This is a genomic window from Pseudomonas sp. DSP3-2-3, from assembly GCF_049898225.1.
Classification (GTDB): Bacteria; Pseudomonadota; Gammaproteobacteria; order Pseudomonadales; family Pseudomonadaceae; genus Aquipseudomonas.
Map to the genome: position 1 here is coordinate 116,696 of NZ_JAFCXH010000011.1, position 13,141 is coordinate 129,836.

The window sequence follows — 13,141 nt, forward strand, 5'->3', positions numbered from 1 at the left end:
CTTCGGAGATAGTCTGTGAATAGCCTTAACACATCCCCAGCAGCACAGCCGTTTCGCTCGTTGAACCGTCTTTCCATCGCCGTCGCCGTCAGCCTGGTTGGGTTAGGTTGCAGCAGCAGCGCTTTCGCTGAGACGACGTTGTACGTCGCAGGTGTCGGCGGTTCTACGGAACAGATGTACAAGACCAAAGTCATTCCCGCCTTCGAAAAACAGCACAACGTCAAAGTCATCTACGTCGCCGGTAACTCCACGGAAACCCTGGCCAAACTGCAAGCGCAGAAAGGTCGGCAGCAGATCAACGTCGCGATGATGGACGACGGCCCGATGTATCAGGCATTGCAAATGGGCCTGTGCGGGAAACTCAGCGATGCACCGGTGTACAAGGACCTTTATCCGCTGGCGCGTCTGAGCCCGGAAGCGACCGGTATCGGCGTCGTCGCCACTGGTATCGGCTACAACGAGGATGCGTTCAAAAAGCGCGGCTGGACCCCGCCGGATTCCTGGGAAAACCTGACCGACCCGCGCTATAAGCAATTGCTCGGCATGCCGCCGGTGACCAACACCTATGGTTTGCACACCTTGGTTGAAATGGCCCGGCTGCGAGGCGGTGGCGAGAAAAATATCGATCCCGGCTTCAAGGCGCTCAAGGACGAAATCGGTCCCAACGTGCTGGCCTGGGTCTCGGCGCCGGGTGAAATGGACGGCATGATGCAGAACGGCGATGTGGTCATGGCCGTGTATGGCAGCGGTCGTGCCGTGGCGTTGCAGAGCACTGGTTTCCCGCTGAAGTTCATCTATCCGAAGGAAGGCGGCATCGCCTTGCAGGTCGCTGCCTGCGGCGTGACACCCAATGCTCAGCCCGAACTGTCCCAGGCGTTCATCCAGTACGTCTTGTCGCCTGAAGTGCAGACTATTCAGGCCAGGGAAAACGGTTTCGCGCCGGTCAATCAGACCGTCACGCTGGCGCCTGAAATCGCCGCCCGCATGCCGTATGGGCCGGAGAAGGTCAATGCGTTGATCAAAGTCGATTGGGACACGATCAACCAGCAGCGCAGCGAGTGGACGACGCGCTGGAATCGTACCGTCGAGCGCTAGCGTTCACGGCGGTTGCGACTTTCCCGAAACCTTTCTGGAGACGCAGGCTCATGCCTGCGTGGCAAGCCCCATGGCATTTCTCACACTCGAAGGTATCGTCAAGACCTACGGCAATTTCAGGGCCATTGACGGTTTGAACCTGGAAGTCCGGCACGGCGAATTCATCGCCTTGCTTGGCCCGTCCGGTTGTGGCAAGACGACGACACTGCAATCGATTGCCGGCTTCGTGCAGCCCACCGAAGGGCGCATCGTCCTCGATGGCCGTGACATCACTCATGTGCGACCTGAGCAACGCGGGCTGGGCATCGTCTTTCAAAGCTACGCGCTGTTTCCGCACATGACAGTGGCGCAAAACATCAGCTTTGGCCTGGAGATGCGCGGCGTGCCCAAAAGCGAGCGCAGCCAGCGGGTCAACGAGGCGCTGGATCTGGTGCGGCTTGGCGGCCTCGGCGAGCGTTACCCCAAAGCACTATCTGGCGGGCAACGGCAACGGGTCGCGATTGCCCGTGCGCTGGCAATCCGTCCCAATCTGTTGCTGCTCGACGAACCCATGTCCAACCTCGACGCCAAGCTGCGCGAAGAGATGCACATCGAGCTGCGGGCGATTCAGCGCGATCTGGGCATCACCACGATTCTGGTGACCCACGATCAGGTCGAAGCCATGACCATGAGCGATCGCATCGCGGTCATGCAGAAAGGCCGCATCGTGCAGATCGACACGCCGTTCGAAGCGTATGAGCGTCCCCATTCGCCGTTCGCATCGGCGTTTCTCGGCAAGACCAACGCCTTCGCGGGTGCGGTGCAACTGCGCAACGCCCGTTGCTGTGAGGTTCAGGTCAGGGACACGCTGCTGCATGTGCCGCATGAAGACCGCTCGCTGAGCAACGACGTCAATGTCTACATCCGTCCGGAAAAAATTCGCCTGACAGCCGTTGGCAACGGTCGTCTGACAGGGCGTGTTCGTCTGCGGGTGTTTCTGGGCAATCTATGGCTGATCGCGGTCGATAGCCATCTTGGGCTGGTGCATATGACGCAACCCAATCTCGGCATGCCGCCGCCCGATGAAGGCCACGAGGTCGGGCTGGACTGGTCCGATGACGACCTGCGTTTGCTGGATCGGGAGGTCGCCCATGGCCAGGTATGATGCCGAACGCGTCGGCATTGCCCCGTGGCTGCTTAGCGGACCAGCATTGCTGGTGTTTATCGCACTCTTGCTGGCGCCGCTGCTGCTCACGGCGGTGCTGTCGCTGAATCTGTTCAGCGACACCGCAGGCGTGGTTGCGGGTTACAGCCTGGGCAACTACATCGAGGTGTTCAAGGACGGCTATTTCCACGAAATATTCCTGCGCACCGGCGGCATGGCGCTGGCGGTTACAGTGCTCTGCGTGCTGCTCGGTGTGCCGGAAACCATCATCATTGCGCGCATGGCGCCGCGTTGGCGTTCGTTGTTTCTGCTGGTGGTGCTCGGCCCGCTGTTGATTTCGGTCGTGGTGCGTACCCTGGGCTGGGCGATCCTGTTGGGTAACAACGGCCTGATCAACGACGCCTTGCAGGCGCTGGGTATTACCGATGAGCCGGTGAAAATGTTGTTTACCCAGATCGGCGTGATCATTGCCCTGACCCACGTATTGGTGCCGTTCATGGTGATCGCGGTGTGGGCGACCTTGCAGCGTCTGGACCTGCAGGTCGAGTGGGCCGGTTTGTCGCTGGGTGCCTCACGTTTGACCGTGTTCCGACGGATCATCCTGCCGCAGATCATGCCCGGCATTCTGTCCGGTTCGATCATCGTCTTCGCCCTGGCCGCATCGGCTTTTGCCACCCCGGCGATCATCGGCGGTCGGCGTTTGAAAGTGGTCGCGACGGCGGCCTACGACGAATTTCTCGGCACCCTCAACTGGCCACTCGGCGCTGCCATCGCGATGCTTTTGCTGGTGGCGAATCTGATCATCATTCTGGGTTGCAGCAAGCTGGCCGAGCGCCGCTTCAAGCAAGTCTTCGAGTAGGCCGCCATGCACAAGAACGGATTTTTCTCGCAGCTGTACCACATCTTTTTTGTCACCTTCATTGTCGCGCCCTTGCTGGTCGTGATGGCGATGGCATTCACCAACAAGGGCTATTTGTCGCTGCCCACTGATGGTCTGTCGTTGCGCTGGTTTCGGGCGTTGCTGGAGAACCAGGAAATGCTCGACGCATTCAACCTGTCGATCAAGCTGGGCCTGGCTTCGGCGACCATTGCGGCGTTGCTGGCGATCCCTGCGGCCTTGGCAATCAGTCGTTACGAATTCCCCGGACGCGGCGCGCTGACCGGCTTTCTGCTGTCACCGCTGATGATTCCGTCGGTGGTGCTGGGGATCGCGTTTCTGCGCTTTTTCTCGCTGGCGCAGATTGGCGGATCGTTCTGGGCGCTGACCTTGACCCACGTGATCGTGGTCCTGCCGTATGCACTGCGCCTGACCCTGGCGTCGACCATCGGCCTTGAGCGCGATATCGAACAGGCGGCGTTGTCGCTGGGTGCCAGTCGCTGGACCGCGTTCTACCGGGTGGTGCTGCCACGAATCCGCACCGGCGTGATCGGTGGCTGGATGCTGGCGTTCATTCAGAGTTTCGATGAGTTGACCATGACCGTATTCGTCGCTACGCCGGGCACCACGACCTTGCCGGTGGCGATGTACAACCAGATTTCCCAGACCATCGATCCCCTGATCACCGCCGTCTCCACGGTGCTGATCGTCGGAACTCTACTGCTGATGCTGGTGCTTGATCGCATGGTGGGCCTGGACCGGGTCTTGATTGGAGAGGGCAAATGAGTCAGGACATCAATAGCATCACGCAGTCCGAAGTGATTGTGATCGGCGGCGGCCTGGTCGGTACGGCGGTGGCTTACGGGCTCGCGCGCAGCGGCGCCGATACGGTGGTTCTGGATCAGGGTGACGACGCGTTTCGAGCATCACGGGGGAATTTCGGGCTGGTCTGGGTGCAAGGCAAAGGCCACGACCTGCCGGATTATTCGCGCTGGACGCGTTCATCGGCGACGCGCTGGCCAGCCTTGGCGCAAGCGTTGCTGGCCGACAGTGGGGTCGATGTGCAACTGCGGCAACCGGGCGGATTTCACATGTGTTTCAGCGACGAAGAACTGCTGGAACGGCAGTCGCGGTTGCAAACCCTGCTGGATGCGTTGGGCGATTATCCGTATCAGATGCTTGATGCCGCTGAGCTCAAAGCCCGCTTGCCGTTGATTGGTCCGACAGTGGTTGGCGCCAGTTACACGCCCCAGGACGGGCACGTCAATCCACTGAAATTGCTGCGCGCGTTGCACACCTCGGCGCAGGCCAAAGGCGCACGGTTGCATGGCGGCGTGCAGGTCGACCGCATTGATTGCGCGCCGGGCGAGTTCCGCATCACCGCAGGGCAACGGCGCTTTATCGCGCCGCGCATCGTTCTGGCCGCCGGCCTCGGCAATCCGGGGTTGGCGAAGCAGGTCGGCCTGCATGCACCGGTTGCGCCGAATCGCGGCCAGGTGCTGATCAGCGAGCGTGTCCGGCCATTTCTCGATTATCCGACCATCAATGTGCGCCAGACCGATGAAGGCACGGTGCAGTTGGGCGATTCGATGGAGGAGGTCGGTTTCGATGACGGCACTTCAACCGAGGTGCTGGCCGCTATCGCCAGGCGTGGGGTGGCAACTTTTCCGCTGCTGCGTGACGTGCGCCTGATTCGCGCCTGGGGTGCGTTGCGGGTCATGAGCCCGGACGGCTTCCCCATCTATCAGCAATCCGCCGCGCATCCTGGCGCGTTCGTGGTCACTTGCCACAGCGGCGTGACCCTGGCCGCTGCTCACGTGTTGCGCATCGCGCCGTGGATCATGGGCGGCGCGCAACCCGACGAGCTGGCGGTGTTTACCGGCGAGCGTTTTCTAACTGACAAGGTGTTTTCCCATGCGCACTGATCCGCTGTTTCAACCCGTCATAAGCGAAGTCAGGGCGACGCGCACCGTGAACCTGACCTTCAACGAGCAACCCTTGAACGTACCGGCTGGCACCAGTGTCGCGGCGGCGTTGCTGATGTCCGGCATCAATCGTTTCCGCGCGACGCCGGTCAGCGAAGCACCGCGTGCGCCTTACTGCATGATGGGCGTGTGTTTCGAGTGCCTGGTGGATATCGATGGCGTGCCCAATCGGCAGAGTTGTCTGATCGAAGTGGCTGAAGGCATGCGTATTCGCTCTCAGGAAGGCGCCCGTGACCTGATTTTTCAGGCGACGAATGTCGACCTCCTGGAGGTGCAGTCATGAACCCCGAAACCGTTGACGTAGTGGTGATCGGCGCAGGCGCGGCGGGCATGAGCGGCGCCGTTGCACTGGCCGGTTTCGGCCTGAGCGTAGTCTTGCTGGACGAGCAGGGCAGTCCGGGCGGACAGATTTATCGGGGTATCACCCTGGCGCCGCTGTCGCGCCGGGACATGCTCGGCCCGGATTATGCTCATGGCAATCAACTGGCCCAGGCGCTTGTGGCATCGACGGTGCGCTATGAGAAAGGCGCGGCGGTGTGGCAGGTTACCCGGGAGCATCAGGTCAGCTATTTGCGCAACGGTCGCCTGTACACGCTGAACGCAAAGGCTGTGTTGCTCGCCACGGGTGCCATGGAACGGCCGTTTCCGATTCCAGGCTGGACCTTGCCTGGGGTGATGAGCGCTGGCGCTGCGCAGATTCTATTGAAAAGTTCGGGATTGGCGCCTAGCGAAACGGTGGTGCTGGCGGGCTGCGGACCACTGCTGTACCTGCTCGGCTGGCAATACCTGCGCGCTGGCGTGCCGATCAAAGCGTTGGTCGATACGACCCGGCCGGAGGATTACTGGCGCGCACGGCGTCATCTGTTTGCTGCGCTGCGCGCCTGGCCGTATCTGCGCAAAGGCCTGGATTTGATGCGCAGCCTGCGCGCGGCGGGTATTGCTCACTACACGGGAGCTGAACAACTGGCGGTTGAGGGCGAGGAGGCCGCGACGGCGTTGACCTTCATCGCTGCCGGGAAATCCGTACGGGTCGCCAGCCGTTGTGTGCTGCTGCATCAAGGCGTGGTACCCAACATTCAATTCAGCCAGTCGCTGCGCACGCGACATGAATGGGACACCGACCAATTGTGTTTCAGCCCGGTGGTCGATGCTTGGGGCGAACTGGATGTGCCGGGCGTTTATGTCGCCGGAGACGGCGCCGGCATCGGGGGTGCTCAGGCAGCGGCGGTGCAAGGGCAACTGGCGGCGCTCGGGATTGCTGCGCAGTTAGCGACAATCAACACGGCGCAACGTGATCAACAGGCCGAGCCGCTGCGCGCAAAACTTGAGAGCAATCTCAGAATCCGGCCCTTTCTGGATGCTCTGTATCAACCGAAAGAAGAAAACCGTATCCCTGCGGACGACGTGATGGTCTGTCGCTGCGAAGAGGTTACCGCTGGTGATCTGCGCGGCTTCGTTGCCTTGGGTTGTGCCGGGCCGAATCAGGCCAAATCCTTTGGACGCTGCGGCATGGGGCCTTGCCAGGGACGCATGTGCGGTCTGACCGTCACCGAAGTCATTGCCAAGGCACGCGGGGTGTCGGCTGCGGAAGTGGGTTACTACCGGATCCGCCCGCCGATCAAGCCCATCACTCTTGGAGAGCTGGCCGGTGAGTGAGTCGAGCCGACGTCAGGGCGACGTACTGGTCATCGGCGGCGGTATTCACGGGCTGAGCACCGCATTTCATCTCGCCCGGCGCGGCGTCAGGGTGACGGTTCTGGAGGCTGAATATTGCGGCCGTCATGCGTCGGGGGTAAACGCTGGCGGCGTGCGCACGTTAGGCCGGCACACGCCGGAAATCCCCTTGGCGCTTTCGTCGCGGGATCTCTGGCATGAACTGAAGCATGTGCTGCGGGACGATGGCGGCTTTGTGCCCAGCGGCCAGCTGAAACTGGCGGAAAACCCGGCTGAGCTGGAGGAATGCAGGCAACGTGTCGCGCAACTTCGGGCTTTGGGATTCAGCCATGAAGTGCTGATCGACCAGCAGCAGGTGTTCGAGATCATTCCCACCGTGGCCCGACACATCGTCGGCGGCATTTGGGTCAAGGACGACGGCTATGCGGTGCCTTACAAAACCGTGACTGCATTTCGGCTGGCGACCGAGAAGCTCGGGGTTCAGGTGCATGAGAACTGTGCCGCGCAGCGCATTGAACAGACCGGCAGTCAGTGGAAGGTCACCACGGCGAAGGCAGTGTTCAGCGCCGAGCATCTGGTGGTCACCGCAGGTGCCTGGGCGGGCGAGCTGGCGGCCCAGGTGGGCGAAGCGGTGCCGGTGCATCCAGAAGGTCTGATGTTGATGGTCACGCACCGGGTCGCGCCGTTCTGCGCACCGGTACTGGGAGCAACGGGCAGGTCGCTGTCGTTCAAGCAATTCGCCAATGGCACGGTGGTGATCGGCGGCAAGCTGATTGGCGCGCTGGATTTTCCTGCGCGCCACGGTGAAGTCGATATGACCCGACTGGGCACCAGCGCGCGCACGGTCACCGATCTGTTTCCGCACCTCAAACACCTGGGGGTCAATCGCGTCTGGGCGGGTGTCGAGGCGTTTACGGCCGACGACTTGCCGGTGATCGGCGCCAGTCGCAAGGCCAGTAATCTGAGCTATTCGTTCGGCTTCTGCGGCAGCGGCTTTCAGATGGGGCCCGGCACGGGCCGACGTCTGGCGCAGCAGATTCTGGGCGAGCATTCCGACCTTTCTCTGGACGCTTTCGCCATCGACCGTTTTGATAAAACAGTGGCAACAACGCCACTGATACCGTTTCAATCCGCTTCAACCATCCCGCAACATTGAGGAGTTCACATGCTGGAAATTACTCGCATCGAAACCAATCAACGCATGAGCCGCGTCGTTCAATGCAACGGCTTCACCTTTCTCGGCGGCCAGACCGCAACCGACCGCACCCTGGACATCAAAGGCCAGACCGCACAGGTGCTGGAGAAGATCGACAATTTCCTGGCCAAGGCAGGGCTGGATAAAACCCGGATCCTCAGCGCGCAGGTTTGGCTGTCGGACATCGAGGCCAACTTCGCCGGAATGAACGAAATCTGGGACGCGTGGGCACCTGAAGGTCACGCACCCGCTCGGGCAACCGTGGAATCGCGTCTGGCAGCTCCGGATTTGCTGGTGGAAATTACCGTGGTTGCGGCGGGCTGAATCGGAGGCCGTTCTTCTCAAAGCCTCGTTCGGTCACTGTGCCGATCCGAGGCTTTGATCTGTGCTGTTAACCCGGCTTATGGTCGTATTCGGCACTGTCAGCTCATCCAGTTGCCCCCATCCACGTTGTAGGTCTGGGCGACCACGTAGTCACTGTCGTGCGACGCGAGAAACACCGCCATTCCGGTCAGGTCATCGGCCGTGGCCATGCGTCCGTAAGGAACTTCCTGGCCCACCAGTCTTTTTTTCTCGCCCAGCGGGCGATTTTCATACTTGGCGAACAGCGCATCGACGCCATCCCAATGTTCGCCATCGACGACGCCCGGGGCAATCGCATTGACGTTGATCTTGTGCTTGATCAGGTTCAATCCGGCAGATTGCGTCAAGCTGATGACCGCAGCTTTGCTCGCGCAATACACCCCGACCAATGCTTCACCACGTCGTCCGGCCTGACTCGCCATATTGATGATCTTGCCGCCATGATCCTGGTTGATCATTTGCCTTGCGGCCGCTTGCAGCGTGAGCTGGACGATCTGCAATCGCTGTTTTCGCGTGCCCGACGCGGTCTGGAATTCAGCGGGGATACAGCCCTGAAAGCAGCGAAGTTGCTTGAAGACATCGGCCTCGCCGAGGGTTTGCAACGCCTGGTGCTGTTCTTGCAGTTGCTCAATACGTTGATGAGTGCGCCCATTGAGCAAGCGCGAGCCCGGATTCTCACGGTTTTTCAAACGAGTCACCGGCCATGGCTTTATCGATCTGATGGGCAAGCTGCGCGTCCAGCGTGCCTGTCGGCTGTTGCTGCAGACGCAAATGTCAGTCGCCGATATTTGCTTCGAAGTGGGCTACAGCAACCTTTCCAACTTCAATCGGCATTTTCGCGTCGAGATGCAGCAAACTCCGAGTGAATACCGCAGAGGTCCGGCGGGGCTCGGCGCCCGCTAACCTCCGGGCAGGATAGTGGTCAAACCGGTGTATCTGCAAAAACTGCGCGCTCGATTGTTACCAGAACCGCAACAGTGTTTATCGTCATATCGAGCATGGCAAATTGTCGCAGCGGCGATTTTTTTTGATATCGTTGCAAAACTAACCGTTTAGTTAATAGTTTCCGCGTACCTGCCAGCGCGTCGCGCTTGACGTGGCCTGCCAGCGTCGCCGCCCAGACTCGAACAGTCTTCCAGCGATTTTTTCAGCCAATCGGGCACTCAGCGGCCCCGCCTTCAAGACTATTAACTTCCTCCATAAACGTTCATGCGTCAGTAGGATCATGCAACATGACTAAGTCTCAATCTCCGGCGTCTTTCAGCCGCTGGCCCATCTGGGTCGTCGCCTTGGGCGTGCTGGTCTTTGGTTTGCTTTTCGCCGCAGGTGGCGGATACCTCGCCAAGCTGGGAGGCAGCTGGTACTTCCTGCTTGCCGGTCTCGGTTTGATCATTTGCGCGGTATTGCTGTTCAAGCAACGTCTTCTGGGGGCCTGGCTATTTGCGGCCGTGATGGTCCTGACCGTTATCTGGGCGCTGGTGGATGCCGGTCTGAATTTCTGGCCGCTGGTTTCGCGTTTGTTTGCCTTGGGCGTGCTGAGTCTGCTGGTTGCGCTGATTTACCCGACGCTACGCAAGGCCAACGGCCTGGTCAGTGGCCGTGGTGGCTACGCACTGAGCGGCGTGCTGGCAATCGCCATGGTTGCCGGGTTCTGGGGCATGTTCGTCCCACACAATCCTGTGTCGGCCAGTGGCGATGGTCCTGGCTTGACCAAGGTTGATCCTGCCAATGCCCAGAAAAACTGGGCGCATTACGGCAATGACGAAGGCGGCGGCCGCTTCGCCGCGCTGGACCAGATCAATCGCGACAACGTCTCGAAACTGGTGCCCGCCTGGACTTACCAGACCGGGGATGTCGCGGTCAGTGACGGCAATGGCGCCGAAGATCAAATGACGCCGTTGCAGGTGGGTGACAAGGTGTTTATCTGCACCCCGCACAACAACCTCATCGCGCTCGATGCTGACACCGGCAAAGAACTGTGGAAAAACCAGATCAACGCCAAATCTGCGGTCTGGCAGCGCTGCCGTGGCATCGCGTATTTCGACGCTACGGCCGCGGTCGCTCAACCCGCCGACGGCAGTACGCCCGCCAAGGCTGTTGCAGTACCGGCTGGTGCCAACTGTCAGCGCCGCCTGCTGACCAACACCATCGACGCACGCTTGATTGCTGTGGATGCGGACACGGGGACGTTCTGCCAGGGCTTTGGCACCAATGGTCAGGTAGATCTCAAAGCTGGACTGGGCAATGTCCCGGATTCCTATTACCAGCTTTCGTCGCCGCCGTTGATGGCCGGAACCACCGTAGTGGTCGGCGGCCGAGTCGCCGACAACGTCCAGACCGATATGCCCGGTGGCGTCATCCGTGGCTTTGACGTCGTTACCGGTGAAATGCGCTGGGCGTTTGACCCGGGTAATCCGCAGGACAAGCAAGCTCCGACCGCCGACAGCACCTACGTGCGTAGCACACCAAATAGCTGGGCGCCGATGTCTTATGACCCGGCGATGAACACCATCTTTTTGCCGATGGGCAGTTCTTCCACCGACATTTATGGCGTGGAGCGGACTGCACTGGACCACAAGTACGGCGCATCCGTACTGGCGCTGAACGCTACAACCGGTGAAGAGAAGTGGGTCTATCAGACCGTTCACAATGACCTGTGGGACTTCGACCTGCCCATGCAGCCGAGTCTGATCGACTTCACCAAGGCAGACGGCAGCAAGGTTCCTGCCGTCGTGATCGGCACCAAGGCCGGACAGATCTTCGTCCTGGATCGCGCCACCGGCAAATCCCTGACCAAAGTTGAAGACATACCGGTCAAAGCCTCCAACATCCCGAACGAGCCCTATTCGCGGACGCAACCGTTGTCAGTCGGCATGCCGCAAATCGGCGCGCAACACCTGACTGAGTCGGACATGTGGGGCGCCACGCCGTTCGACCAACTGCTGTGCCGTATCTCGTTCAAGAAAATGCGTTACGACGGGCTGTACACAGCGCCAGGCACCGATGTTTCCCTGAGCTTTCCCGGATCGCTGGGGGGGATGAACTGGGGCAGCATCTCGACTGATCCAGTCCACGGCTTCATCTTCGTCAATGACATGCGCCTGGGCCTGTGGAATCAGATGGTGCCGCAGCAAAAAGATGCATTGGCTTCCTCCGGCGGCGAAGCGCTGAACACCGGCATGGGCGCGGTGCCACTTAAAGGCACGCCGTATGCCGTGAACAAGAATCGCTTCCTCTCGGTGGCCGGGATTCCTTGTCAGGCGCCGCCTTTTGGCACTCTGACGGCGATTGATATGAAGACCCAGAAAGTGGCTTGGCAAGTGCCGGTCGGCACGGTTCAGGACACCGGGCCGATGGGTATCAAAATGCACCTGCCACTGCCAATCGGAATGCCGACGCTGGGAGGAACTCTTTCAACCCAAGGCGGTTTGATATTTATCGCCGGTACCCAGGATTACTACCTGCGCGCCTTCAACTCCGCCAACGGAGAAGAAACCTGGAAAGCCCGCCTGCCAGTCGGCAGCCAAGGTGGACCGATGACATTTGTCTCGCCCAAAACCGGCAAGCAATACGTTGTAATCACTGCCGGCGGAGCGCGTCAGTCGCAGGATCGCGGCGATTACGTCATCGCGTACGCCTTGCCCAAAGGCAACTAACCTGAAACCCGCAATTGGCACAGCAGGTCGATCGCGGGTTATTCCTGACCAAGTTCATCATTTAGAGCTGACTGGTATTTTTTTCATGGCATTCCTTGACATGCCCGCCGAACAAGTACAGAATTGCGTCCATTCCTGATTCAGGAATACGAAAAACCCTATAGATTTCAAAGGGTTGGACGCCAGTAAGTAGCTCTGGTTTCCAGACAAGTTTAAATGCATTGAATGCTTGTCAAGCACTTGATGTTTGAGGCCGAGTAGCAAAATGGTTATGCCGCGGATTGCAAATCCGCTTACGCCGGTTCGATTCCGACCTCGGCCTCCACTATTAAAAGCCCCGAAGACTCACGTCTTCGGGGTTTTTTTTGGGCTTTGGAAAAGGGGGAGTTCCGAAACTTTGTCATTTCGTGGGTTTGGCTATGGCCCCAAGACGACGCAATGGTCATCGATTTCAGCAAAGAGGCGACTTACACGGACAGCACCGGTGCCGTTATCAGCGCCTTCCAGCGCGATCAGACCCCGGTGCGCGTCATCGCCAAGCACGACTTTGGTCCACGGCACGTTGAATCCATCGCCGATGCGTTGATCGAATCGGGCTATGCCGAAGAGCTGGGCAAGAAACCCAGCAAAACCGGCAAACCCGCAAACCCGGCGACAAAACCCGCGAAAGACGACAAGCCGGAAGCCCCGCCGGCCACGGATGACGCGCCTGACGACGAGAAACCCTGATTATCGACGCCCGAGCCGGGTGCTCGGCTACAGTGCCGCTCGAATCCTTCACAGATGATCATCAATGTCATCGACGATCACCGCTGCGAGGTGCTGATCGATGGCTACGTCCGGCCAAATCCGGACCTGCCGCGCGAGTATGTTTACCCCAGCAAGTGCAGCGATATTGCCCGGGCGCTCGACCAGCGCCTGCGTAATCCGATACCCACCCGTCCGGTGTCGTTTCAGCAGCAGTTGTGAATCAAATACCGCGACAAACCTCTGGGCAGGGTTGGCGTACTGGTTACTTAAGTGACGCGAAGTGGACGAAATTCAGATCGTCAACCATGCTCGTTTGAATCCTGAACGAGGCAGTTGCGTTGTCAGTTTGCCGAAAGCACGCACGAGCGGCCTGATGCATATCGAGTTTTGAAGGGTTTATCA

Annotated in this window: 12 protein-coding genes, 1 tRNA gene and 2 pseudogenes; 14 read left to right on the forward strand and 1 reads right to left on the reverse strand. The window is 59.8% G+C overall.

Going from position 1 to position 13,141, the window contains the following annotated elements; all coding sequences use genetic code 11:
- Nucleotides 1-15 precede the first annotated feature (15 nt).
- From ACP7E4_RS14845 to ACP7E4_RS14885, 9 genes are all read left to right on the forward strand, one after another.
- Nucleotides 16-1,095, forward strand: a complete 1,080-nt coding sequence (locus tag ACP7E4_RS14845; protein WP_426115531.1) for an ABC transporter substrate-binding protein — start codon at nt 16-18, stop codon at nt 1,093-1,095.
- 70 nt (nt 1,096-1,165) lie between these two features.
- Complete coding sequence (locus ACP7E4_RS14850; RefSeq protein ID WP_426115533.1) at nt 1,166-2,239, forward strand: ABC transporter ATP-binding protein; 1,074 nt, start codon at nt 1,166-1,168, stop codon at nt 2,237-2,239.
- Nucleotides 2,226-3,098 (forward strand): ABC transporter permease, encoded by an 873-nt coding sequence (locus ACP7E4_RS14855; RefSeq protein ID WP_426115535.1) that lies wholly within the window; start codon nt 2,226-2,228, stop codon nt 3,096-3,098. Before ACP7E4_RS14850 ends, ACP7E4_RS14855 begins: the two co-directional genes overlap by 14 nt.
- A 6-nt stretch (nt 3,099-3,104) precedes the next feature.
- Nucleotides 3,105-3,902, forward strand: coding sequence for an ABC transporter permease (locus ACP7E4_RS14860; RefSeq protein ID WP_426115537.1), 798 nt, complete (start codon nt 3,105-3,107; stop codon nt 3,900-3,902).
- Complete coding sequence (locus ACP7E4_RS14865; protein WP_426115539.1) at nt 3,899-5,041, forward strand: NAD(P)/FAD-dependent oxidoreductase; 1,143 nt, start codon at nt 3,899-3,901, stop codon at nt 5,039-5,041. The genes ACP7E4_RS14860 and ACP7E4_RS14865 overlap by 4 nt, the downstream gene beginning before the upstream one ends.
- Nucleotides 5,031-5,384: a (2Fe-2S)-binding protein gene (locus ACP7E4_RS14870; protein WP_426115541.1), complete on the forward strand. Its 354-nt coding sequence runs from the start codon at nt 5,031-5,033 to the stop codon at nt 5,382-5,384. The genes ACP7E4_RS14865 and ACP7E4_RS14870 overlap by 11 nt, the downstream gene beginning before the upstream one ends.
- Nucleotides 5,381-6,757, forward strand: a complete 1,377-nt coding sequence (locus ACP7E4_RS14875; protein ID WP_426115543.1) for an NAD(P)/FAD-dependent oxidoreductase — start codon at nt 5,381-5,383, stop codon at nt 6,755-6,757. Before ACP7E4_RS14870 ends, ACP7E4_RS14875 begins: the two co-directional genes overlap by 4 nt.
- On the forward strand, nt 6,750-7,931 hold the full coding sequence (locus ACP7E4_RS14880; RefSeq protein WP_426115545.1) for an NAD(P)/FAD-dependent oxidoreductase: 1,182 nt from the start codon (nt 6,750-6,752) through the stop codon (nt 7,929-7,931). Before ACP7E4_RS14875 ends, ACP7E4_RS14880 begins: the two co-directional genes overlap by 8 nt.
- A gap of 12 nt (nt 7,932-7,943) precedes the next feature.
- On the forward strand, nt 7,944-8,294 hold the full coding sequence (locus tag ACP7E4_RS14885; protein WP_426115676.1) for a RidA family protein: 351 nt from the start codon (nt 7,944-7,946) through the stop codon (nt 8,292-8,294).
- Between the two features lie 98 nt (nt 8,295-8,392).
- Here the strand turns inward: ACP7E4_RS14885 and ACP7E4_RS14890 are convergent.
- A pseudogene (locus ACP7E4_RS14890) lies at nt 8,393-8,815 on the reverse strand (SDR family oxidoreductase); the annotation flags it as partial.
- Here ACP7E4_RS14890 and ACP7E4_RS14895 point away from each other — a divergent pair.
- The 5 genes and pseudogenes from ACP7E4_RS14895 to ACP7E4_RS14915 all read left to right on the forward strand — a co-directional run.
- A pseudogene (locus ACP7E4_RS14895) lies at nt 8,816-9,236 on the forward strand (helix-turn-helix transcriptional regulator); the annotation flags it as partial. It abuts the pseudogene before it with no gap.
- Between the two features lie 329 nt (nt 9,237-9,565).
- Complete coding sequence (locus ACP7E4_RS14900) at nt 9,566-11,989, forward strand: glucose/quinate/shikimate family membrane-bound PQQ-dependent dehydrogenase (RefSeq protein ID WP_426115547.1); 2,424 nt, start codon at nt 9,566-9,568, stop codon at nt 11,987-11,989.
- 251 nt (nt 11,990-12,240) lie between these two features.
- Nucleotides 12,241-12,314 (forward strand) — tRNA-Cys (locus ACP7E4_RS14905).
- Nucleotides 12,315-12,427: 113 nt separating this feature from the next.
- Complete coding sequence (locus ACP7E4_RS14910; protein WP_426115549.1) at nt 12,428-12,718, forward strand: hypothetical protein; 291 nt, start codon at nt 12,428-12,430, stop codon at nt 12,716-12,718.
- Between the two features lie 54 nt (nt 12,719-12,772).
- The gene (locus tag ACP7E4_RS14915) at nt 12,773-12,958 is read left to right on the forward strand and encodes a hypothetical protein (RefSeq protein ID WP_426115551.1); all 186 of its coding nucleotides are present in this window, start codon (nt 12,773-12,775) and stop codon (nt 12,956-12,958) included.
- Nucleotides 12,959-13,141 lie beyond the last annotated feature (183 nt).